Consider the following 21,589-nt stretch of genomic DNA (forward strand, 5'->3'; position numbering starts at 1 on the left):
GACTCGTGGGTTGGCAGCGGGCCAAACCAACCGATCGAGCCAAGGGACGTCGAAGCGGCGATGGACGAAGGTACACTCACGTCCATTTCGATGCAAACGGGTCTTTCGCGCGAGGAGCTAATCAGAAGGATTGCGCGCGATCTACCCGAGGCAGTCAACGAGATGACGCCGAATTGTGAATGGCCGCCTGAGCCGACACAAGGCTTGGATAAGTCGACCCTGCTCGAGGATGTATCCTAGACCGCCTAGTCCAGCCCCGCCTGGTCGGCGAGATAAAAGATGGCCTTCGGATTGCCGGGTACCGCCTCGCTGAACTGGATCCTGCTATTCGGCTGGATGATGCCGAACAGGATTTCGCGGCGCGCCTTGCAGCCGATGGCGCGTAGATCGTGGCCGTCGACATTGCATGATGTCGAAGGCGCCGAGGATCATGGCGTAGGGGTCGCTGAACCGCCTTCTGCAGCGCGGCGAAGTCGTGCAGCCCTGCCTCATTGGTGACGACCGCCTCGCCCTCGACCTTCTTGACCTCGAGCTCCCTCGCGGCTTCGACGAGGCCGGTGTATTTGCTCGTCCAGTCGCCGGCGGGTTTGGTGAAGACACGGATGTCGTCGGGGCTGTTGACGACGATCTGGGTGCGGTAGCCGTCGAGCTTGATCTCGTGAATCCAGTGTTCGCCCTCGGGTGCTTCGGGACCAGCTTGGGCTCGATCGGCGGAATGAATTCGAGGCGGCCCCTGCTACTCAGTGGTTTATGCACGGAATCGAGTCTAGGCCCGATCGCACTGGCGACTAGGAGAACGTACCCATGATCATTTTATTAAATTAGCAATGATGCATGAACGGGCGTATAGTCCAGCCCAGCCGGGGCGAACGCTCTCAGCCGGTAGGTGCAGCGGCCAAATCGTCGTCTCCCAAATGCCGTCGGGCTATCCCAACAGGTTATGACGGGTGACGACTTGAGACGGGATAAGCACAATCCGCCAACTATGAGGGGCAAAATCAACGGGTCGCCGGACAACGACGAACCGGGGCATTTGGAGTTCTGTCCAATTTGCGGGCAGACATTCGATAAGCGAAACCTTGTCGAAGTGCTGCATCATCACCTTCCAGAGCATGAGCCGTTCGCGATGGATAGGTGACGCACATAGAAGCCGCCCCGGTTTTCTCGCCGCACGTGCCAGGACGGAATTTCGAACTGAACCGCATAGCGCGGGGGGGCACGCGAGCCACTTGTCCGATCACCCGCTCAGAAATTTCTCTCAAACATTCCCGAGGAACAAGTCCGGCCCCTAGATGGTTCGGTCGTATGCAGCATGCAGGTTCGGCCATGGTTGAGGTCGACAAAAGGAAGCAGAAGGTTATCGCCGACCTTATACGACGGTGGATCACGTCAGAAGCCATCCGTGACTACCTCCGCAAGGCGCTAAACCTTCCGGTAGAAGAGGGGCTGCCGGACGAGCATAAGTCTTTGCTTGACGAAATTGGTCAGGCCGACAAAGAGTGAGCACGTGCTAGCTGTGAACTGCCCATGATGTTTGGTTAAAAACGTACGCGGCCAGACTCATCGCCCTGATCGGCTTAGAGTTACTTCCGTAGGGAGTGCTCTCATGCTGCCGTTGCCCCACGCCGTCGATCCAAGGTAGTTGCTGAGGCGGCGTCCTCGATCAGTTCGGCTATTAGCGTGCGGACCGTAAGTCGCGTAATCCGGGTACGTTGCGTTAGGGAGCCTTTAGTTCGTCGCAATTCAACACTGTTTGTCATGGAGAACGAAGGTTGGCAGTAGACGAGAGCCTCCGCAGAACCCGCTTTCTCGGTTAGTGAGGCAATGATGCCGATAACGCCCGGCGCTTGGCGTTGGATTCTGTTAATCTAAGTCCCATGATTTGCGGCCTCGGACGGAAGAGACCGAGGCCCGCTTCTCTAGGAACAATCTCACAGTTCGGCAGTTCTCTTTTGTCAAAAAGGAGATTGAAAATGTCAGAGTCGCGAGAATGGCTGGTGCAATGGCTTCGGGACGCTCATGCCATGGAGGAGCAGGCCGAAACAATGTTGAACGGGCAGCTAAGCCGCATTGAGAACTACCCCGAACTCAGCGACCGAATGCGCCTGCACCTTGATGAAACGAGACAGCAGGCTGCTCGGCTGAAAGCCTGTCTCGACCGGATGGATGAGGGTTCGTCCACAATGAAAGATGCTGGCGGAAAGGTGACTGCCATGGCGCAGTCGTTGAGCGGCTTTTTTGCCGCCGACGAGGTGATGAAGGGTTCCCTCGCGAGCTATACGTTCGAACACATGGAAATCGCCTCCTACACTATCCTCATTGCCGCCGCCGAATCGCTGGGCGAAACCGAGGTCGTGCGGGCTTGCGAAGACAACCTCCGAGAGGAGGTCGCGATGGCGGAATGGTTAAAAGACCATCTTCCGTCGACAACCGAGGAGTTCCTCGCGAGGGCCGAAACGGAAAGCGACACTGCTAAGCGGTGATCTGCGGCACTGGCTGAGCGGTGCCTCGTCGGACGCGCAGCCCGTCACTCCAGTCGGGCACGTCACCTCGAACAAAGGGCGTCGTCGTCGGCTCGCCGTATTCGCTCTGCGCCGCGTCAGCATCACGGGACGACGCAATAGCCGCGGCATGTTTGCTCGCAAGAGCGTTCGCGGTCCTTACTGCCAGATCTTCCGACTGCTGCTCTGCTGGACCGAAGACAGGCTGAAGGTGCCCGGTCTGTCGCGGTCGAAGGCGGTGACCACAATCAATTGGGAACCTTCTGCTGCGGTAGGAGCTCTCTCGCATGCTGACTGCCTTCCTCTGCCGCCAACCTGTTCGGTGTCGCTGCGACCATCTTCGGAGGTGCCATCCCCTGCTAAACTCATGACTCCAAGTAGCGGCCGCTAGGGCCAGCCCACGCTCCAGGGCAGCGCTGGCGACGAGAAGCGCCTTGACTACTTCTCTGGCCCCACCATGGGCAGCTATGGCCTCGTTGGTCGCAAGCTTCCAGTCGGCGGCATCAAGTTGCTGTTCCTGCGATCTCCGCTTTGTTGTCCCGTACCTGTTGGTCTCTCTGGGGCTGTAGCAGCACGTGTTGGTGGAAGTCGTAGGCTCGGCACCGAATGGAAGCTCAGCAATGCCCGGGGCTGGGCAGCTTCTGATATTCAATGCTTGGTTCTGCGAAAGTAAGCGCAGGTTCCAGCCGAGTGACCTGAAGGGAATCTTCGGGGACATTGAGCCGGAATCGTGGGGGTGAGCTGCGAGCGACTGCGGAGGTTTCCATCATCAAGGCGACTGCATGGCCGGCCCTGGGCAATTTAAGCACTGGATCCGCCGTCTTACGTGGCGCGGGCTAACCCATTCACTTTCTTTGCGGCCCCGAAGCGGCGTCGGCGAGCGCCTGGCTTGCGAGTTTTGCTTTGATGTCGCGCGCCATCCGCAGATGCTCGAGCACAGTCGGCAAAGTATCTGAGGCGAAATGCTGGAGGTCGGCATCCTGGCCCGAACCGATCTCCCACTCGAGTAGTTGCACAGTCTTCTGGTGATCGGTGATCTGGCCGCTGATATAGGCAAGGTCGAACGCAGCCCCTTCGAGCTTTTCCAGCTTGGCGCGCAGCTGCTTGTGCTCGTCGTCGAGCCCCTGCGGCAGTGGGATCTTGTCGGCTTCGGCAAGCGATTTCAGTTTCACGTTTGCCGCTGAGTGGTCGTCGACCATGCGGCTGGCAAATTCCTTGATGGCGGAATGGCTGGATTTTTTCGCAAGATTACCGACATCGACTTCTGCCGTGCCGCCGGCCAGGAAGAGCTGCGCGAACAGCCGGTCCTGATAGTTCGTCTGATGCGGGATGGGCTGACCCGGCGAGTCCATCAATGTGTCCGGGGCATTGCCGGCCGGATTTCCGATCTGCGCAAAGAGAGGCGATGCGCAGAGTGCCGTCAGGCCCAAGGTCGTTGCAAGAACACGCATGAAAACCTCCACCGAAGATGTGCCGACCGGCCGGCCCGCCGCCTGTCAAAGTGCGAGCATATAGGCGACGAGATCATCCTTCTCGTCCTGGGTGAGCTTGACGCCGAGCACCAGGTTGAAGAACTCCACCGTATCGGCCAGCGTCATCAGACGGCCGTCATGCAGATAGGGTGGCGTGTCCTTGATGCCGCGCAACGTAAACGTCTTGATTGGCCCGTCGGGCAGTTCCACCATGTCATTGACGGTCCGCCCGGGTTTGTAGAAGCGCTCCAGTTTCAAATCGTGCATGTTGTTGTCCATGAACGATGTTTGTGGGTCATGGCATGCCGAGCAGCGGCCCTTGCCCATGAACACCCGCTCGCCCGCCAGTTCCTTTTCGCTGGCCACGGCGGGATCGAGCTTTCCGAACGCATCGAGCTTCGGCGCCGGCGGAAAGTCGATGATGTTCTGCATCTGCGCCATCATCGCCACCTGATTGGTGCGGTCTGGCAGGTTGACGCCCTTCCTGGTGGCGCTGACATGGTCGCCATTGAAATAGGCGGTGCGCTGCTCGAATTCGGTGAAATCCTCGACCGAACGCAACGACCGTTTCGATCCATGAATTTGCTGGTTGAACAGGCCGCGCAGGCTGGTCGAATCGAGGCGGAAGCGCGCTGCCTGCGGCCTGATATCGGGCGTTAGATGAAAGGCGGCATTGGTGTTGAAATTGGCGTGGCAGTCGAGGCAGGCCACTCCCATGCTTTGCCCAGCCACCTTGCGGTCCTCGGTTTGGTTGAATTCCTCCTGCGGGAACGGCGTCAATAGAAGCCGCAGACCCTCCATCTGCACCGGCGTGATGATGCCGTTCATGATTTCGTAGTAGTTGCGGATGGTCAGCAGCTCGCCGCGTGACACGTCGCCGAGCTCCGGATGAGTGGTCAGGAATATCGGTGACGGGAATTCCGGGGTGAGGTAATCGGGAAAATCGAAGTCGACGTCGAAGCGCCTCAGGTCGCGTCCTTCCTGCCGGCCGACCTCGCGGATCTCCTCTTCCGGAAAGACCTGGCCTCCGGCCGCCTGTTTGACATGCGGCAGCGGCAGGAACCCGTCAGGCAGCAGATCGCGGTCGCGGATCTCGCCAGGGCTCATCTCCGCCAGGCCCTGCCAGGTTTGGTCCTTTGCCAGCTTCACGCGGACGCCCTCCTGGACCGGCTTGGTGCCGCCGGACATTTTCACGCCCGGCATGGGACGGTCCGAAAGGTCGTATCGCGCGTCCAGCAAGGCCTTCTGGCGCGCCATCACGCGTGGCTTCTGTGCCTCGTCGTCGGCCTTGACTGCCGAGAACGGACGGGCCGGCAGCGGCCGGTAAGTGAGATCGGGCGGCAGCGGATCCGATAAGGCGCTGAGGCTGGCGGCAATAACGACAAGCGCGCACGGAACGCCCGCATTCCACACTCTGCGCATTTTTCCCTCCTGGCTGGATTTACGCCGAACCGCACCGCGCGCGATTTGTTCCCCGCGGGAAAAAGCACAAGTTTCGGGTCGGGTATCTTGGGACGGGTGCGATAATTCGTGACTTATGACCTCTGCCCGCCAATTGAGATTTGGTCGAAACTCCCCAAGAATCTACGCCAGTTTCTCCCGGTGGGGCCAGCAGCTTGGAGCGGGGATCTTGGAGCGCCGCTAGGCGTGACTAGCGAGCCTTAGGGTGCTCGCCTTCGAGCGAACTCGTGCGCTCAAGCAAATGGGAACGAGCCATGCGAACGAAGTACGTGGCGTGCTGCCCAGTATCCAGCCACAAGGCGCCCCGCAATCGGTCAACGCATCTGGCACGGCACTGCACTTGATGTCTGAGCTTGGGCGGCGCGGCTAACCTATGTATTCGCCTCTGTCCTCAGCTTTTGCGCCGCTTGGAACTTCTTCTCCCGACATTGGCTTCCCTGGTACGGTATTTTCGCCAATGCCAGACTTGGATGAAAATTATAAAGAAGGCCTGCAGCGACAAGCACCAAAAGCGTGCCGAGCGCGGCCACCTGCCACAGACCAAGCCCGCACGCCACGCCAATTGCGCCAGACAGCCACAGGCCCGCACCGGTCGTCAGCCCGTGGATCTCGCCTCTCGAAAACAAGATCGATCCGGCAGCAGGAACGCGACGCCAGTGACCGCTTCGACGACGCCAATCGGATCGACCTTTACGGAATGCTGCAGAAATATCGGCGCGTGAACGATTTCCCATCGTCAGAATGCCGAACGTAGCCGCTGCCACGCAGACCACAATATGCGTCCGAAGCCCTGCAGGCCGATTCGCCATTCGCGTTCGAAACCGATCGCAGCACCGAGGATCGACGCCAGTAGAAGCCTCCGCAATGACGGGAAACTGGACGTATGTCGGATGGCCGAATTCTTGGAGAAGTTGTTGCATGAGTAACCTAGGTTGCCCGACACAACGTGATCGGGATGGCCCGGTTCCGCAAGCGCTGCGGGTGCCGCGGCTGTGCGGTGTTTTGACATTTCGACCTTGGGGTGTCGCATTATTTGCATGCAAACGACATTTGCGACGCTATCCTCCCCTTCCTCAACGTACCATTCTGGGAGGAATGCATGGCTGCGCATGAGCAACATGCCGTTGAAATCGTGAGGGCGAAAGAGTGGTCGGTTCGCGTGACGGTCAGTGGTACGACTACCACGGTTCCTTTCACAGCTGAGAGCTACGCGCGCTCGTTTGCAGACGGTCAGGCGTTCCGGCTGGGCGTTCAGGTCGCGGAGCTCAAAAGGTCGGCTTAGCAGCGGGGTTTGTCCCAACGTCACGGCGCCCCGATCAGCCCACGTATCTCCGACAGCGTGGGTCACATGGTGCCGCCAGGCGCCGGGCGGCCTGAGGAGCCCGGATAGCGACCCCAACTCGCAACCTGCATCGTGGCGTACCGTCGAATCGCTGAAGAAAGTCGCGGAGCCAGCGCTTTAATTGCTGGATTCGGCTGCGGCCACAGGCTAGTTCGTCGCGTCCGGCAGGTCACTCAGGAGTACGCTGGCACGAGTCTCGTATCGCGTAAAGGCAACGCCAAAGTGAAACGCAGGCCGTCTGGATCGTAATGCAGTTCGATCTTTGCATTGCACTGCACTGTAACCACCCTTTCGAGCAATGTCGTTCCAAAGCCTCGTCGAGTCGGCGGCTGCACAATGGGGCCGTCCCGCTCCTGCCAATGAAGATGCAGGATCTGCTCACCTGCGGAATCTGGTATCCACCATTGCACTTCAAGGCGACCTTGCGGGCGCGAGAGGGCGCCGAATTTTGCCGAGTTGGAGGCAAGTTCATGAAACGCCATGCCGACAGGTATCGCAATGTCCGCGACGAGGGCCACATTCGGACCGTGCAGTGATATTCGCGGCTCGCCATGGATCTCGTAGTGCCTCAGTTCCGCCTCAAGCAACTTCTGTAAAGAGGCCGTCTGCCAATAGTCGTCTGTAAGCATTGAGTGCGTGTCGGCAAGCGACACGATTCTTGCGGAGAAATCACGCACGAAGCTGTCGACGCTATCGCTGGACCGGGCCGTCGCTCCCATCATCGCTCTCACGTTGGCCAGGGTGTTTTTGACCCGGTGATGAAGCTCGCGGATCAAGAGCTTTTGACGATCTGCGACCTCCTGTTTCTGTTCAAGGTGGGACTTGACCTCGAGCTGGCGTGCACGGGCACGCAACGCCGACCGCACCGAATTGGCCAGGCTTGAGGCCAGGAAAGGCCTTTCGAGAACGATGAGATACCGATCCAGAAACGCAAGACGCTTGTCGAATTCCGTTCCCCGCCTTGCCAGAAGAACTACTGGAAAATCAGACCACGCAGGTTGGTTCTGCAGCCAGGCGGCGAATTGGCTCCGGTCGGAATTGATGAGCGCTTCTTCGGCGACGACGAGGCAGTGTGCGCTGTCGAGAAGCCGCAAAACCTCATCCAGATTTGCACAGATGCGTGTGCCGATCCCGTGTTTTGCCAGAATCGAGGCGGCTAGCTGAGCGTCTCGACCAACCGGGGCGAGCACGAGTACGACAGGTTCTTTCGGCGTCATGGCTTCTTGTTAGCGAGCAGATCGCTTTGTTTGCCCTCAAAAAAGGGCACGCCTGTAAGTATTCCCCTGAATTGGTCGAGCGGCTCGCCGACAGCTATGCCCTGGCTGCTGACCATGAATTCACGAATAGTGTCCTCATGAGGGCCAACTCGCCTCTTCACCACTGAAATCGCTCGTCGGATGCGACCGCCACTTTCGAAAAACCTCAGCAACATCACTGCATCAGACAGATAGGTCATGTCGATTGGCGCCGCCGTCTGGCCGATCAGCCCGTGATTGGCGAGCAGCAGGATCGTGACGACGCCCTTCTGGTTGAGGTAGGTGAGGATTTCATGCATCTGCAGCACAAGGTGCTGCTCTTCGGAGATCGAATTCAGATACCCTGTGAGGCTGTCGATCACTACGATCCGGGCATCAAACCGCTCGACTGCGATCTGGATCTTTGATGACAATTCGCCGGGTGAAAGATCGGCCGGGTCGATCTGTTCGAGCAGGAGCATTCCGTCTTGCAGGAAGGCCTTGAGATCCATACCGACGCCGGCTGCACGTCCCAGGAAAATGCGATCAGTTTCATCGAACAGCAGAACCAAGACGCGCTCACCGCGCTGAAGCGCTGCATGACAGTAGGAGCAGGCTATGGTGGACTTCCCCACACCCGAAGGGCCGATCAACAGCGTGCTTGTGCCCCGATCGAGGCCACCGCCGAGCAGAGTGTCCACGGCATTTCCGCTTAAGGCCGGCGAGCCGTGTTCGGCTTCAGGGTGCTCGGCGGCGACCAGTCGCGGAAAGACCGTGACCCCGCCCGGCCGGATGACAAAGTCGTGGTAACCGCCACGTATTTGCACCCCACGCATCTTTATCACCCGCAGTCGCCGCCGCTCGCCACCATAGGTCGGGGTCAGTTGCTCCATGCGGATGACCCCATGGCTGATCGAATGCAGGTTGAGGTCATCCTGCTCGGCCGTGAGGTCGTCGAGTAACAACACCGTCGCATGGTTGAGCAGAAAGAAGCTTTTCAGCGCCAGGACCTGCCTGCGGTAGCGTAGCGAGCCCTGCGAGAGCAGCCGGATTTCGGAAAGGGAATCGAACACGACGCGCTGTGGCTTAATACGGTCGATCTCAGCCAAGGCCGCCTGCACCGTCTCCCCGAGTTCCAGGTCAGAAGAATGCACGAGCGTCTGCAACTGGGAAGGATCAAGGCTGAGTTCTGGAGGAACGAGTTCCAGAATTTCTATCCCAGCCAGAGTCCAGCCGTGCCTGCTTGCCACGGATAGGAGTTCGCGCTTGCTTTCGGATAGCGTAATATAGAGGCATTTTTCGCCTTGCGAGGCCCCCTTGATAAGGAACTGAAGACCGAGCGTGGTCTTGCCCGAACCGGGCCTTCCCTCCACGAGGTGTGACCGAAATTTGGCATAACCCCCGCGCAAGACATAGTCGAGGCCTTCTACGCCGGTCGCTAACGGTGAGGCGTCATCTTCGTTCACGTTGCCCCTCATGTACCTTGCTGAACAGCGTAACGATTGTCAGTTTTGATGGTTCCAGAAGACCGCAAGGCGCTGGATAAGAGGACAAGAACCTCCTCTACAAACTGCTCACGAAGCCGTTCGGTGAGGCTGATCGCTGCTAGGGCCCAGCGCCCAGTAGCTGCAAAGGGGCCCGTTTTGCTCGGCAGGAGGCGATAGTTAAATTCGTACAGCAACGATGACACACCGGGGGCGTTCGCACGCCATGCGCTCTGAGTTTCTAAAGCTGCAGCAGGTATTGGGACGCGGCGGTTTGGTTGCAAGCCGGTCGTGGTCCGGCAGACGTGCTGCTCCAGCTTCGGAAGGTTTGGATTGGAAATGGGGGAATGTGATCGCGAATTGTTGTCTCGAGCGGCCGGTGTCGCCGGACAGCACTGAGCATCCATGTGCAAACTTGCGATAGCAACCAAAGTAGGTCCACAAGTCTTGTCTTCCGTTTTGTCATCAGACGTGCTCATCCGCAAAATTCGATCAATCGCTGATATCAGCGACGATGACGCCGCGATCCTGCGGGGCATGCCGACTCAGGAAAAGGACGTCGCAGCCAATCAGGATATCGTCTCGGAAGGCGATAGCCCTGCAAACTCGGTTGTGGTTTTGGACGGCCTGGTCTGTTCGTCCAAGTATACTGGTCAGGGAAGACGGCAGATCACCAGCTTCTTTGTCGCAGGCGATATTCCGGATCTGCATGGCTTGCACCTTTCGGTCATGGACTGCAGCTTCTCGAGCCTGACGCCAAGCAGATTAGGCTTCATCCGTCATAGCGTCCTTCGCCCAATTTGCGAACAGCATCCGCGTATCGCCACGGCGTTCTGGCGATCGACCCTCATCGACGCCTCCATCTACCGGGAATGGGTCACCAATGTCGGGCGACGCGAGGCCTATGCCCGCACAGCCCACATCCTATGCGAGCTTATCGTGCGTTTGCGGTCTGTCGGACGCATCGAGGACCACGTAGCGGATCTCCCGATCACGCAGGCCGCGCTTGGCGATGCTCTCGGCTTATCGACAGTTCACGTGAACCGCACCCTCCAGGAACTCCGCGGCGACGGTCTGATTGCTACCTCAGGTACAAGGCTGCGTGCTCTCGACTGGCCCCGCCTGGTCCGAGCAGGAGACTTCGATCCGACGTACCTGCACCAAAGGGACCTTGCTTAGCTTTCGATGAGGATGCCGGTCGAATGGGACGATATTTTTTTGACAGCGGCGATGCTGAGCATCTTGTTGAAGACGACATGGGCCTCGAATGCGAAGGGATCGCGGCAGCCCGCCAGGCAGCTGTCGAGGGTCTGGTAGACTTGGCACGGGAAACACTGGGAGGCTCGGAGCAGCAACAGCTGTTGGTGGATATTCGTGACGAGAGCGGGCGAAAGATCCTGAGGCTCAGCTTGATTCTCAAAATTGAAAAGCTTGAACTCAGCGCTTCGGGATGAGTTTGGAATAGCCCTTTTGCTGCTCCCAGCATGGCAATTGAGGCGGGCGATTTGCTCGTTCGGTACGTCGTTCTTGCCGCCGGTCCACTACAGGCGCCTCGTGTCGGCGCCAAATGGGTACGACTGCTACAATGTGGCCGGCCTGCAAGACAGACAAACTCCGGCTTAACGAATGTGAATGCTTGAGCCCATGCCCCGGGGCAAGGTGGCGGGAGGTGCCTGTAGGTGCCCGCTGAATCAGGCCCAGTCGCAATCTCTCCGCGAAGCCTGTTTCTTGAGTTGTTCGACAGAGCCCCACCAACACTCTGAGGGAGGCCGATATTGTCACACAGGGGCGATACCTTGGCTCGGGGGGCCACTGGTGAACTTTCCATCGGGCGCAACCGCACATCACTGCAGTCTCTTCGTAGCTTACACCAAGCACCCCCACCAGCATCAGCACTTCGCTCTGAGATTTTGGCAAGCTTTGAATGGCCCGGTGGACCTCCTTGCTTTGCATCGACCATTCCTCTGCAGGCTGCGAAACGGGTGCAAGCGAGGCGCAGTCAACGATACCTGGTGCTTCCCTCGTGGCAGCCCTGACGCGCGTATAGTAGGTGTTGCGCATAATCGTGAAGAGCCATGACTTCATTCGCGTTCCGGGCTCGAACTTATCGATGTTGGCCAGGCCTTTCGCTAACGTTTCCTGCAGGCGTCGCCACTTCGCTCGGAATGCCTCCGAAGCGATCCTCCAATTCGTCGGCAAATGCATTCAGATCCGAATGCGTGCTCATACGGAACAACCGCGAATACAGGCTGAGGCGTATCGCTGGCTTCCGGCACATAGCTTCCTGGGAATGACCCTCCGGCTTGCAAATTGATCACCAGATCGTCGGCATCTTCCCGGACCTGGCAAAAAACGCGGGCGAAAGCGCGCAATGCGGGAATGAACTCGACGGTTGGAACGGTTAAAAGCCGGCTCAGTCGCGCACGGGCAGGCGTGCTCGCATGGCGAAATGAAAGCGCGTGAGTTGGACGAGATCGTGGTTCGCTTCGCCGCTGGCGAAGGTGACATTTTGCTGGCCACCGACATCATCGAAAGCGGCCTTGATATACCGCAGGCGAACACCATTCTGGTTTGGCGGGCGGACCGTTTCGGACTTGCACAGCTTCCACGAGCTTCGAGGGCGCGTAGGCAGAGGCAGACTGCAGGGCTTTGCGTTTCTGTTGACCGAGCCCGGTAAGGAATTAGCTGAAGCCACGAGGAGCCGACTTTCGGCTCTTGTGGCGCTCGACCGGCTTGGCTCTGGCCTGACCATCAGCCAAAGGGACCTCGACCTGCGCGGCGCAGGCGATCTTTTCGGCGAGGAACAGGCCGGCCACATAAAGCGGATCGGCGTAGGACTCTACCAAAGATTGCTCGAGCGTGCCTCTTCCGGACTGCTGGAGGTAACCCGACTGCGAATGGATGCAGCGCAGTTGGGCTTGAGCCAAGTCGACGTAGGACCCGAAGCGATTGCGATCACCTTTCGCACAAACCCTCCGGGTCGGTCTGGGAGAATCTTAAAGGGGTGAATGGGTTCGAATTTCGGCCAGGCCGCTTGATCTTCAGGCCGCCAACTAAAACAGGCACTGGACAGCTGGAGGTTCTACGAAGCCTGATCGGTTCCATTCGTTCCGCGCACGCACCAGGATAACTAGTGGCGAGACCGATTGCGGGTCAAAGCACGACCCGCAATGGCCCTAGTAGCGGTCCATGAAGGCCAGAAAATCAGTCTTGCCGGATATGATCAAAGTCCACGGCGAGACCATGCTTGACCGCACGGTCGGCGACCATGTTCGCAAGCTCCCGGTCCGAGATTGAAGCCATCCCAACGACCTGCCTTAGCGCTCTCAAGGCGAGCCCTGTCGACATGACTCTATCACGCCGGCTGCGTATGCCGACATAGTGTTCCACTAGATCTTCAAGCTGTCGCACCTCGGGCCTCCACATCTGCTCTTCCAGGCCACTATGCTGAGGTTTGTGGCGTATGCATTCACATTCGTTAAGGGACTAAGACAAACGACGAGGTAGGTGATGCTGAAAGGCAGGTAGGCTTGCTCATGGCCGGATGCGCGATGGCGGTGGCCGGCACCGCTGCCGTCGCGCAGCAGACCAACGAAGACCCCATTGTCTCCCGCCTTGGACCGTCCTCTGGGCGGCACTGAAAAACCGGTGCCACGACGGAACCGGAAAACAAGCTCGCTGCCTCACGGTGGCGGGCTATTTACCTTGCAGGTCGCTAGTCAGAACGCTAACGCGGCCGGCTTCGTCCAACTGCCCTGCATCGTACTTTTCAGATGCCATTTCACGGACAGCATCCAGGCCGAAGTCTTCGATCGCTTCGGTCGATGTCACGACGAGGACGCGCTCTGTTCCGTCAAAGGCTTCAAGCACCAACTCGAACCGCTCAGTGGTTCCCTCTTCGCCAGTAAAAACCAGACCCATATGCCTTCTCCCTAACAAAGCTAGCGATTCAGCCATGTGCCATGTCGCGTTTCATGTCGCGTGGACCTGCCGATACTCGCAGGAAACCCATGGAAATCAACGGTAGCAGCTTGCAACATGGCGCGACATGATCGTCAACGAAACCAGAGCTTGAGGCGTTGCGACAGAACGGTCGGCGACATTTTGGGGACGCCGCGGCGCAGAACGTTGAAACGGGTCGAGCCCGCCACTAATTCGCGAAGCAGAACCATGGTCCAGCGGGTGCACAGCACCTCCGCGGTCATCGATAATGGGCAGAACTGTTTGTATCCGGACTGGGCGGGCCATGATGTTGCCTTCCCCTCAAACTCCTTGGAAGATCGCATCGGCATTGCGCCGCAATAAGCGGCCATTCAAAATGGTAGCCGGTCGGCGCTCTTCTGGCCATGCGCTGCGCCGGTCAGGCCACCCAGCTCCAGTTCCATCAGCCGCTGGGCCGCAAAGCCGATCATCTCGCACAGCAAATCGCTGTCGGCGCTCTTTTCTGAGCGCCGACCATCCCTGGGGACCGCTCGTGGCGGATTCATCGCCGAAGGCCGGATGGCTGCCGACATTCCTCCGGACGTCGGCTACGCACCGATCGGGCCAGAAGGTGGCGCAGGCGGAGCTCGCGGCGGCCGTGCCTAGCGCGAAAGACGTCGTATCAACACCGACAGCGGCCACGACATCCACAAGGACCAGCCGCAGCTCGTCCTCGACCCGATCCGCGATGTCGTCGACGCCATGCGCACCGGAAGACAAGCCTGTAGCCCTGGCGGCCTGGCCTGGCCCGCCCCGGTGTCATCGCTTCGCTGGCGTTAACGGTGAGACCGCATAGATCTGGTCCAATATTTTCAGCATCAGAGCGTGGGCGGTCGGCTTGCCATCAAGCGAGAGCGTCAGGCTGGTCCAGACGATCAGCGTGACGTCGTTGTCCGGGTCATGGCCCATGAAGGAATTGTAGCCGGGCATCTCGCCGCCGTGGAAATAGATCTTGTTCGGCCCGAAGGCAATCAGCGAGATGCCGTAGCCATATTTCTGGCCTTCAGGCTTGCTGGGATCCTCCGCTTCGGGACTATCCAGCCATTGGCGCTTGTAGTCGGCGTTGAAGATCTGGCCACCGACCAGCGCGCGCATCCAGGTCGCGAGATCATCCGCCGTGGAGATGACGCCGCCTGCCGCAAAGTAAGCGGACGGGTTCTGCCACGTCTCGTCATCGGGCTTGAGCGTTCCCGCCCTGGCCGCCGCCTGAAGATCGTCCGGATACGGCGCATCGACCAGGGCGTAAGACGCGCCGCCATAAATGTAGCCATGCGCATAAGGCTCGGGGATGGTGTTGGACGTGCTGACGGGCAGCAACGTGTTTTTCATCCCTAGGGGCCCGAATAAGCGCTCCTGAAAGATGGTCGCCACCGGCTTGCCGTCGATCTTCTCGGTAACGAGGCCGAGCAGATAGTAGTTGGTATTGTTGTATTCGAATTCAGCACCTGGCGCGAAGTGCGGCGGCCGTTTGAAAGCCATGGCGAGGACCTCCTGCGAGGTCCACGCCTTGTCCGGATTGTTGTCGAGGCTTTCCGCAAGTTCCGGTGCATTGGTGAAATTGTAAAGGCCGCTCCGCATCTTTATGAGCTGGCGAATGGTGATCTGCTCGCCGTTCGGAACACCATCAACGTATTTCGAGATCAGATCGTCGAAACTCAGCTTCCCTTCCTGGATCAATTGCACGATCACCGCGGCCGTCATCGTCTTGGTGTTCGATGCGGGCCGGAAATGGATATCGCCGCGCGGAGGGTTCGTGACGCCGAGTTCGGTCGTTCCATACCCGAAGGCGAAATTGCCGTGCGGAGTATTGAGGAGAACCATTGCGCCCGGCAGCAGGAGTTTCCTTGGCCGTGCCTTCCACCATTGCCTGAAGCGCGACCGGGTCGATCGGCTTGAGCGCCGGCGCAGAAGCGCCCACGGCGCTGCCGGTTGCGCACACCGCGACAACCACGGCGCCCAGTGTTCTCGCTACCATTGTTTCACTCCCTGGCCATATCGACGGGACGAACTCTACCGGAAACGCAGGCTTCCGTCTGTGGCCGGAAATATCAGCAATGGAGGAATGTCCCAGTTTCTGCTTCGTCCGCGGTGGAGGCGATGCGGACGTCGCCTACTCAGCAGCTGCCAGCGCGGTCAAACGGTTTGGTTGGGTGGTGAGCCGATGTCGGCGCAAGCACGATCGCCATAATGGGACCGACAGTTTTACCATGCGGCCTCGTCCTTCGGTCTCCGCCTCGACCGAAAATCCTTCGCTCATAAAATTTCTGCGCTGGATTGGTCGTTAGGACGCTCAGCTTGGTAGGCAACCCACACTTGGCCGCCTCCCTCCGTCGATGGATCGCGTCCCTCGCGAGCCGGCGTGTCTTTCACCTTAAATTTGCCGAATCCGGGAATGCTGGTCTCCGCGCCCGAACCGGCGGCGTCCGAGATCTGCTTGAATACGCTCTTGACGATCGCTTGTGCCTGGGCCTTGTTCACGCCCTCGCAGCGCGAGCGCCTAAAGACGTCCTTCTTCGCCTCTTTGCGTTTCCGCCGCCGCTCCGCCTGCGGCACGCTCCAGGGCGACCATTTTCTTAACCAGGGCCAGCAGATCGCGCTTGGTGCCGTGCGGCACAGACACGACCCCTGCGCGAGTTCATGCTGTCGCGCGCTTCCTCTGGGGTGCGGCCCTCAAGTCTTATGCAAGGATAAGAAAATGGCCGACGAACCGAACCGGAACCGACTGCTGACGAAATAGCCGGTATGCAGTGGTGGAATTCGCTTGCCGAGGCTGAGCGCGCGGACTGGCTGTCCCGGGCGGATTCGGCAGTGCCCCTCCGAGGCTTGGGCAGCATATAAACGTCAAGGGGGCTCACTTTACAACCTGCTGAGGGGGATCGACTAGATAGTGTGCTGAAGGTTCTGCAAAAAGTTTTGGAGAGAGAACGGCGCTTGCTCTGAGGGCGAGCGGCCATGGCACGGTGGTGACGTTGCGATCACCGATTCCCGTGGAAGGGGAAGTGCCACGACCAATCGAGACCTTAGACTGAGCAGAGGCGAGTTGAAAGCGTTGCTGTTGTCGGATGAGGACGGCTTTCGCCAGGCATTGCAGAGTGTCGTGCAGGAGGTTCTTGAAGCCGAGATGGACTTCCGCCGTGATCGCAGCTGTAAAATTCAAACGACCGGATTCGGACCTTAATGGGTCTTCCGCCAGAGTAATTGAAGGCTAAGCCCTGACCCTATTCGGACTCCCGGTGTCCGCAGCACGAATGCGCGCTATCAGCGGAAAACTTGACATAAGGCCACTTCGTGGCGGGCCGTGCGGGATGAAGATGAGAACTTTGTCTACTCTATAGCCCTCTAACGCAGCTATGAATCTGCGCGATAGTGGCCGCCAATGCGCGAGCCCGCGGGCGTCCCACCGGCAGATAGTTGGCGGCAGTGACGACTAGGCTGCGTCTGGTGCGCAGGTTACCATTCACGAATCGACGATAATGCAAACAATCGGAGCATCGTCTGCGCCCTTCTTGGGGGAAGGTATCATATTTTCGGTGCAGTCTTGTCGCGGAATTGCTCCGCCACCCAGTCGATGAACACTCGCAGCCGCGGCGACAGCTGGTGCTTGTGCGAATAGAGCGCGTGAACTGGCAAGGGCGTCGGTGGGAAGTTGGCTAGGACTTCGATAAGCGCGCCGCTCGCCAGCTCCGAGACTACACGATAGCGCGGCACCTGAATGAGCCCAAGGCCAAGACGGGCGGCGGCAACGTTCGTCTCCGGGCCGGTCACCGTCATCATGGCAGGCAGCGTGATGCGGTTCACTTTTCCTTTCACGAGGAAAGCGAGAGGGACGACCTCGGTCGTGTCGGGCGCAAGCAGCCCGATCATTTCATGGCCATTAAGGTCGTCGGGTGTGTTCGGCATGCCCAGCCGATTAAGATAGTCCGGACTGGCAAAGGTGCCCCGCTCCAGAATAGCCAGCCGCCGCCTGATTAGCGCGCTGTCGGCCAGCTCGCCCGCTCTCAGGATGCAGTCGAACCCTTCCCGGATCAGGTCCACGGGCTGATGCGCCTCGCTGAAATGCAGGCGGATGTCGGGGTACATTTCGCGAAAGCGCGGCAGACCGGGCAACAGGAAGTGCCGCGCTTGGGTGCCATGCACGTCCACGCGGATGAGGCCTGACGGCTTAGCGCCGACGAAAGCGCCCTCGGCATCCTCCAGGTCAGCGATAAGGCTGACGCATCGTTGGTAATAGGCCTCGCCATCCAGTGTGGGGCTGACCTGACGGGTGGTCCGCTGCAACAGCCGCACACCGAGCCGCGCCTCCAGCCCTTGCACGGCATCTGTCACGGATGAACGCGGCAGACTGAGGTCATCGGCAGCCTTGGTAAAGCTCCTGCGTTCGACGATGCGAGTGAAGACGCGCATGGCGTCGAAACGATCCATAATACGACCTGTCGGATAGTGATGCCGGATAATGCATGATTATCTGCATAAGCGAAAGGTGCATCTGTCTGTCATCAGGAGCCACAACGACACCCAAAGAAGGAGACAGACAATGACCGATCAGACACAGAAGGTTGCCATCGTGACCGGCGCCTCGGGCGGCATCGGCGCGGCCGTCGCCGAACGCCTCGGCAAGGACGGCTTCACCGTGGTGGTGAACTACGCCGGCAACGCCGCCTCGGCGGATGCGGTGGTCGCCAGGATCGAAGCGGCGGGCGGCGGGCGGGCGGTTACTGCGCAGGCCGATATTTCAGACGCACAAGCCGTACGCCGCATGTTCGATTCCGCCGAGACCGCTTTCGGCGGCGTTGACGTGCTGATCAACAATGCCGGCATCATGAATCTGGCGACGATCGGTGAGAGTGATGATGCGCTGTTCGATCGCCAGATCGCGATCAACCTGAAGGGCACGTTCAACACGCTGCGCGAAGCGGCCAAGCGCCTGCGCGACGGTGGTCGCATCGTCAACTTCTCCTCAAGTGTCGTGGGGCTGCTGCAGCCTACCTATGGCGTCTATGCCGGCACCAAGGCCGCGGTCGAGGCCATGACTCCCATTCTCGCGAGGGAATTGCGGGGCCGGAACATCACCGTCAACGCGATCGCCCCCGGACCGACCGCCACGAAGCTCTTCCTCGACGGCAAGCCGCAGGAGCTGATCGACCGCCTCGCGAAGCTGGCGCCGCTTGAACGTCTCGGCCAGCCCGAAGACATCGCCAACGCCGTCGCCTTCCTGGCGGGGCCAGACGGCTCATGGATCAACGGCCAGATATTGCGCGCCAATGGCGGGATCATTTGATCGCAGCCGACCGCCAAAGACCAAAACACAGCCATAAGTTCATCCAAATCCAGAAGAAAGACCATCACCATGTCCAAGCAAGTCATTCTCGTCACCGGCGCCTCGTCGGGCTTCGGCCTCATGACCGCACGCGCGCTGGCCGAAGCCGGCCACTCGGTCTATGCCTCCATGCGCGAGACCGAAGGCCGCAACGCGCCTCGCGTCGCCGAAGTAGCCGCCTGGTCGAAGGAGCATGGCCTCGACCTGCGCACCATCGAGTTGGACGTCCAGTCCGACACCTCGGCGGAGACCGGTATCGCTCATGTTCTGAACGACGTAGGCCGGCTCGACGTCATCCTCCACAATGCCGGGCATATGGTATTCGGCCCTGCCGAGGCCTTCACCCCGGACCAGTTCATCCAGCAGTACGACGTCAACGTGCTGGGCGCGCAGCGGGTTAATCGCGCCGCGCTGCCGCACATGCGCGGCCAGGGCAAGGGTCTGCTGGTCTGGGTCGGCTCGTCCTCGACGCGCGGCGGCACGCCGCCCTTCCTGGCGCCCTACTTCGCCGCCAAGGCGGCCATGGACGCCCTGGCGGTGTCCTATTCGACTGAACTGGCCCTGTGGGGCATCGAGACGACGATCATGGTGCCAGGCGCTTTCACCAAGGGCACCAACCACTTCGCACACTCCGGTTCGCCGTCCGATACGGCCCGAGTCGCAGAGTATGAATCCGGCCCCTACGCCGGGATCGCCGACAAAGCGCTGAAGGGCCTAGCGGACCTGGAACCCGCCGACGCCGATCCGGCACAAGTGGCCCGCGAGATCGTTCGCGTCGTCGGCGCGCCCTTCGGCAAGCGTCCGTTCCGGGTCCACGTCGATCCGTCGCAAGACGGGGCCGAGATCGTCAATGGCGTCGCCGACCGCATGCGCCGTGAGATGTACCGCAACATCGGCCTGGAAGTCCTGCTCACGCCCCGCGTCGCCTGACGCAGAATGCCTCGCCGACGGACCGCGCAGATACGGCTTATCTGCGTCTCAAGTATGAGGAGATGCCTGTTATGAAGGCTGTTGGATACAAAACGCCCGCCCCGATCACCGACGAAGCCTCGCTCGTCGGCATCCAACTGCCCAAGCCCATACCGGCATCCGGATTTCGCCCGTCTCGCCCGCCAACGGCGTCTCGAGCAGCGCGCCCCAGGCGCAGTTCGACTTATCGTCGATCAACTCGATGCTTTGGGCATCGTCTATATCCATGTCGTCGAGGGCGCCACGGGCGGATCGCGCGATGTCGCGCCGTTCGACTTCGGATCGCTCCGCCGGCGCTTCAACAATACCTATATCGCCAATAACGGCTATGACCTCGACCTCGCGGCGTCGCGGCTCGCCGAGGGCAAGGCGGACCTCTTCGCCTTCGGGCGCCCGTTCATCGCCAATCCCGACCTTGTGGAACGGCTGAAGACGCGCACGCCGCTGACGGAGTTCAACTCGGCGACGCTCTATGGCGGCGGCTCCGCTGGCTATACCGACTATCCCGCGATCGCCGCCTCAAGCCGCCCATGAGCTATCGGAGGGCGGCGGTGATGGGCGCTTTTATAACGCCGGTCACGAATGTCTGAAACGGGTAGGTCACGATTGCGGACAGGCGCCTTAGGCTGGGATACACGAGAGCGGACATTCAGGACTTGTAGGTGGATAGCCAGGCCGCATAGCTCTCGAGCGGCAACGGATGGGTTGGCGAGCCGAGGCCCAACACATAAAGGATCACCGCTTCGTCGTAGCCTTGCCAGCGATAGCGCAGGAAGCCTTTTCCAGGCCGCCAGCCATGGCCGCTCGCCCCTCAGAGCAAGCGCCGTTCTCTCTCCAAAACTTTTTGCAGAACCTTCAGCACATCTGTGGACGCCCCCGTGAGCGCAAGAAGAATCTTCGAAAGGCAGTATAGCGGCGCGTAGTCGGGTGCTGACATCTGTCCGGCCTCTGATGCGGCCTTCCATTTGCCGCCGGCCCGTATGGGAGTTCGCCGATCGGATCCATATCACTACCGCGCGCTCGAAGCGCTCTGTGCTGAACTGGTTTTTCCGATCCGTCTCTCATCGACTGTCGCGCCATACCTCTCCGTGTGACCTTCCTACACCTGCGACGACCTCAGACCGAGCTGCTATGCTGCCACGGCCGGAGCCCTGTAGGTCCCACCTCTTGCCATGAGCGCCCAGACGATGCGGGCCATCTTGTTGGCAAGAGCGACGACCACAAGCATTGGCGGCTTGCGGGCGAGCATGCGCCCAAGCCACGATCCTTCCCGAATGCCTCGCCGACGAGCATGACGCACGACAGCGCTCGCTCCGATGATAAGCAGGCGCCGCAATGTACGCTCGCCCATCTTCGATGTTGCACCGAGCTTCTGTTTACCGCCGGTTGAGCGTTGCAGCGGCGTCAGGCCCAGCCAAGCGGCGAAGTCGCGCCCCTTTCGGAAGATTGCGGCGCAAGGCGCCAGTGCAACCAGAGCCGTTGCCGTTATCGGACCAACGCCGGGGATTGTTGCCAACCGCCGCACGTCTTCATCCTCTCGGGCACGCCGTGCAATCTCGGCATCGAGCTGGTTGATCCTTTCCTCCAGCGATCTCAGCGTATCGACCAGCACGGTGAGGGCCAGGCGGGCTGCTTCTGGCAGATCGCCCTCAGGATCCTCTACCTTTTCCATCAGCTTGGCAGTATGTGAAGGGCCCTGGGCAACGACCAGTCCATATTCTGCAAGATGGCCGCGCAAGGCGTTGATCGTCTGGGTGCGCTGCCGCACCAGCAGATCACGAGCCCGGAATACGGCCGCACTCGCCTGCTCCTCCTCACTCTTCACGG

At 59.9% G+C, this 21,589-nt stretch carries 21 protein-coding genes and 4 pseudogenes; 9 read left to right on the forward strand and 16 right to left on the reverse strand.

Annotated elements, in window-relative coordinates; translation table 11 throughout:
* On the forward strand, positions 1 to 240 hold a 240-nt coding region (locus NKI72_RS30585), incomplete at its 5' end, for a YidB family protein (RefSeq protein ID WP_352851691.1).
* Here the strand turns inward: NKI72_RS30585 and NKI72_RS30590 are convergent.
* Positions 155 to 721: an ATP-dependent DNA ligase gene (locus NKI72_RS30590; RefSeq protein ID WP_352837213.1), complete on the reverse strand. Its 567-nt coding sequence runs from the start codon at positions 719 to 721 to the stop codon at positions 155 to 157. The two genes, NKI72_RS30585 and NKI72_RS30590, sit on opposite strands and share 86 nt — an antisense overlap.
* A gap of 605 nt (positions 722 to 1,326) precedes the next feature.
* On the opposite strand from NKI72_RS30590, the gene NKI72_RS30595 reads away from it, so the two are divergent.
* On the forward strand, positions 1,327 to 1,503 hold the full coding sequence (locus NKI72_RS30595; RefSeq protein ID WP_352837185.1) for a hypothetical protein: 177 nt from the start codon (positions 1,327 to 1,329) through the stop codon (positions 1,501 to 1,503).
* Positions 1,504 to 1,973: 470 nt separating this feature from the next.
* Positions 1,974 to 2,483 carry a ferritin-like domain-containing protein gene (locus tag NKI72_RS30600; RefSeq protein ID WP_352642597.1) on the forward strand — a complete coding sequence of 170 codons (510 nt, stop codon included), beginning with the start codon at positions 1,974 to 1,976 and terminating at the stop codon, positions 2,481 to 2,483.
* An 863-nt stretch (positions 2,484 to 3,346) separates the two neighbouring features.
* On the opposite strand, the gene NKI72_RS30605 is transcribed toward NKI72_RS30600, so the two are convergent.
* The 5 genes from NKI72_RS30605 to NKI72_RS30625 form a co-directional block, all read right to left on the reverse strand.
* On the reverse strand, positions 3,347 to 3,952 hold the full coding sequence (locus NKI72_RS30605; protein ID WP_352837187.1) for a DUF4142 domain-containing protein: 606 nt from the start codon (positions 3,950 to 3,952) through the stop codon (positions 3,347 to 3,349).
* A gap of 45 nt (positions 3,953 to 3,997) precedes the next feature.
* Positions 3,998 to 5,395, reverse strand: coding sequence for a cytochrome B6 (locus NKI72_RS30610; RefSeq protein ID WP_352851692.1), 1,398 nt, complete (start codon positions 5,393 to 5,395; stop codon positions 3,998 to 4,000).
* Positions 5,396 to 5,805: 410 nt separating this feature from the next.
* On the reverse strand, positions 5,806 to 6,243 hold the full coding sequence (locus NKI72_RS30615) for an MgtC/SapB family protein (protein ID WP_352837192.1): 438 nt from the start codon (positions 6,241 to 6,243) through the stop codon (positions 5,806 to 5,808).
* A 706-nt stretch (positions 6,244 to 6,949) separates the two neighbouring features.
* Positions 6,950 to 7,993: a sensor histidine kinase gene (locus tag NKI72_RS30620; RefSeq protein ID WP_352837195.1), complete on the reverse strand. Its 1,044-nt coding sequence runs from the start codon at positions 7,991 to 7,993 to the stop codon at positions 6,950 to 6,952.
* Positions 7,990 to 9,489, reverse strand: coding sequence for an ATPase domain-containing protein (locus NKI72_RS30625; protein WP_352851693.1), 1,500 nt, complete (start codon positions 9,487 to 9,489; stop codon positions 7,990 to 7,992). The genes NKI72_RS30620 and NKI72_RS30625 overlap by 4 nt, the downstream gene beginning before the upstream one ends.
* A gap of 453 nt (positions 9,490 to 9,942) precedes the next feature.
* Here NKI72_RS30625 and NKI72_RS30630 point away from each other — a divergent pair, with 453 nt between their 5' ends.
* Both NKI72_RS30630 and NKI72_RS30635 read left to right on the forward strand, forming a co-directional pair.
* Positions 9,943 to 10,674 (forward strand): Crp/Fnr family transcriptional regulator, encoded by a 732-nt coding sequence (locus NKI72_RS30630; protein WP_352837201.1) that lies wholly within the window; start codon positions 9,943 to 9,945, stop codon positions 10,672 to 10,674.
* 23 nt (positions 10,675 to 10,697) lie between these two features.
* Positions 10,698 to 10,949, forward strand: a complete 252-nt coding sequence (locus NKI72_RS30635; RefSeq protein ID WP_352837204.1) for a DUF6894 family protein — start codon at positions 10,698 to 10,700, stop codon at positions 10,947 to 10,949.
* Here NKI72_RS30635 and NKI72_RS30640 read toward each other — a convergent pair.
* Both NKI72_RS30640 and NKI72_RS30645 read right to left on the reverse strand, forming a co-directional pair.
* The gene (locus NKI72_RS30640; protein ID WP_352851700.1) at positions 10,933 to 11,676 is read right to left on the reverse strand and encodes a sigma factor-like helix-turn-helix DNA-binding protein; all 744 of its coding nucleotides are present in this window, start codon (positions 11,674 to 11,676) and stop codon (positions 10,933 to 10,935) included. The two genes, NKI72_RS30635 and NKI72_RS30640, sit on opposite strands and share 17 nt — an antisense overlap.
* Complete coding sequence (locus NKI72_RS30645) at positions 11,600 to 11,773, reverse strand: TRCF domain-containing protein (protein ID WP_352837207.1); 174 nt, start codon at positions 11,771 to 11,773, stop codon at positions 11,600 to 11,602. The genes NKI72_RS30640 and NKI72_RS30645 overlap by 77 nt, the downstream gene beginning before the upstream one ends.
* Before the next feature lie 159 nt (positions 11,774 to 11,932).
* On the opposite strand from NKI72_RS30645, the pseudogene NKI72_RS35535 reads away from it, so the two are divergent.
* Positions 11,933 to 12,359: pseudogene (locus NKI72_RS35535) on the forward strand (helicase-related protein); the annotation flags it as partial.
* An 832-nt stretch (positions 12,360 to 13,191) separates the two neighbouring features.
* On the opposite strand, the gene NKI72_RS30655 reads toward NKI72_RS35535, so the two are convergent.
* The 6 genes and pseudogenes from NKI72_RS30655 to NKI72_RS30680 form a co-directional block, all read right to left on the reverse strand.
* Positions 13,192 to 13,416, reverse strand: coding sequence for a hypothetical protein (locus tag NKI72_RS30655; protein WP_352837209.1), 225 nt, complete (start codon positions 13,414 to 13,416; stop codon positions 13,192 to 13,194).
* 149 nt (positions 13,417 to 13,565) lie between these two features.
* Positions 13,566 to 13,781: pseudogene (locus NKI72_RS30660) on the reverse strand (winged helix-turn-helix transcriptional regulator); the annotation flags it as partial.
* A 27-nt stretch (positions 13,782 to 13,808) separates the two neighbouring features.
* Complete coding sequence (locus NKI72_RS30665) at positions 13,809 to 13,982, reverse strand: hypothetical protein (RefSeq protein ID WP_352837218.1); 174 nt, start codon at positions 13,980 to 13,982, stop codon at positions 13,809 to 13,811.
* A gap of 253 nt (positions 13,983 to 14,235) precedes the next feature.
* Complete coding sequence (locus NKI72_RS30670; RefSeq protein WP_352851694.1) at positions 14,236 to 15,297, reverse strand: serine hydrolase domain-containing protein; 1,062 nt, start codon at positions 15,295 to 15,297, stop codon at positions 14,236 to 14,238.
* Positions 15,298 to 15,729: 432 nt separating this feature from the next.
* Positions 15,730 to 15,954 carry an HU family DNA-binding protein gene (locus tag NKI72_RS30675; RefSeq protein WP_352837216.1) on the reverse strand — a complete coding sequence of 75 codons (225 nt, stop codon included), beginning with the start codon at positions 15,952 to 15,954 and terminating at the stop codon, positions 15,730 to 15,732.
* Between the two features lie 1,041 nt (positions 15,955 to 16,995).
* A complete protein-coding gene (locus tag NKI72_RS30680) occupies positions 16,996 to 17,898 on the reverse strand; it encodes a LysR family transcriptional regulator (RefSeq protein ID WP_352851696.1) in 903 nt (300 codons plus the stop codon).
* A 112-nt stretch (positions 17,899 to 18,010) separates the two neighbouring features.
* Between NKI72_RS30680 and NKI72_RS30685 the strand changes: the two genes are divergently transcribed.
* The 3 genes and pseudogenes from NKI72_RS30685 to NKI72_RS30695 form a co-directional block, all read left to right on the forward strand.
* Positions 18,011 to 18,754: an SDR family oxidoreductase gene (locus NKI72_RS30685; protein WP_352837506.1), complete on the forward strand. Its 744-nt coding sequence runs from the start codon at positions 18,011 to 18,013 to the stop codon at positions 18,752 to 18,754.
* A gap of 69 nt (positions 18,755 to 18,823) precedes the next feature.
* Entirely contained in the window at positions 18,824 to 19,723 is a 900-nt protein-coding gene (locus NKI72_RS30690) for an SDR family oxidoreductase (protein WP_352851697.1), read from the forward strand.
* Between the two features lie 151 nt (positions 19,724 to 19,874).
* A pseudogene (locus tag NKI72_RS30695) lies at positions 19,875 to 20,296 on the forward strand (oxidoreductase); the annotation flags it as partial.
* Between the two features lie 121 nt (positions 20,297 to 20,417).
* Here NKI72_RS30695 and NKI72_RS30700 read toward each other — a convergent pair.
* Positions 20,418 to 20,561 (reverse strand): annotated as a pseudogene (locus tag NKI72_RS30700) (glucoamylase family protein); the annotation flags it as partial.
* 330 nt (positions 20,562 to 20,891) lie between these two features.
* The coding region (locus NKI72_RS30705) for an IS110 family RNA-guided transposase (RefSeq protein WP_352851698.1) at positions 20,892 to 21,589 on the reverse strand (698 nt) is incomplete at its 5' end.

Source organism: Mesorhizobium sp. M0437 (genome assembly GCF_040321335.1).
Classification (GTDB): domain Bacteria; phylum Pseudomonadota; class Alphaproteobacteria; order Rhizobiales; family Rhizobiaceae; genus Mesorhizobium.

Coding starts and splice junctions, on each gene's coding strand:
- NKI72_RS30595 (WP_352837185.1), top strand. CDS start 1,327: ATGGTTGAGGTCGACAAAAGGAAGCAGAAGGTTATCGCCGACCTTATA.
- NKI72_RS30600 (WP_352642597.1), top strand. CDS start 1,974: ATGTCAGAGTCGCGAGAATGGCTGGTGCAATGGCTTCGGGACGCTCAT.
- NKI72_RS30605 (WP_352837187.1), bottom strand. CDS start 3,952: ATGCGTGTTCTTGCAACGACCTTGGGCCTGACGGCACTCTGCGCATCG.
- NKI72_RS30610 (WP_352851692.1), bottom strand. CDS start 5,395: ATGCGCAGAGTGTGGAATGCGGGCGTTCCGTGCGCGCTTGTCGTTATT.
- NKI72_RS30615 (WP_352837192.1), bottom strand. CDS start 6,243: ATGGCGAATCGGCCTGCAGGGCTTCGGACGCATATTGTGGTCTGCGTG.
- NKI72_RS30620 (WP_352837195.1), bottom strand. CDS start 7,993: ATGACGCCGAAAGAACCTGTCGTACTCGTGCTCGCCCCGGTTGGTCGA.
- NKI72_RS30625 (WP_352851693.1), bottom strand. CDS start 9,489: ATGAGGGGCAACGTGAACGAAGATGACGCCTCACCGTTAGCGACCGGC.
- NKI72_RS30635 (WP_352837204.1), top strand. CDS start 10,698: ATGGGACGATATTTTTTTGACAGCGGCGATGCTGAGCATCTTGTTGAA.
- NKI72_RS30645 (WP_352837207.1), bottom strand. CDS start 11,773: ATGTGCCGGAAGCCAGCGATACGCCTCAGCCTGTATTCGCGGTTGTTC.
- NKI72_RS30655 (WP_352837209.1), bottom strand. CDS start 13,416: ATGGGTCTGGTTTTTACTGGCGAAGAGGGAACCACTGAGCGGTTCGAG.
- NKI72_RS30665 (WP_352837218.1), bottom strand. CDS start 13,982: ATGAATCCGCCACGAGCGGTCCCCAGGGATGGTCGGCGCTCAGAAAAG.
- NKI72_RS30670 (WP_352851694.1), bottom strand. CDS start 15,297: ATGGTTCTCCTCAATACTCCGCACGGCAATTTCGCCTTCGGGTATGGA.
- NKI72_RS30680 (WP_352851696.1), bottom strand. CDS start 17,898: ATGGATCGTTTCGACGCCATGCGCGTCTTCACTCGCATCGTCGAACGC.
- NKI72_RS30685 (WP_352837506.1), top strand. CDS start 18,011: ATGACCGATCAGACACAGAAGGTTGCCATCGTGACCGGCGCCTCGGGC.
- NKI72_RS30690 (WP_352851697.1), top strand. CDS start 18,824: ATGTCCAAGCAAGTCATTCTCGTCACCGGCGCCTCGTCGGGCTTCGGC.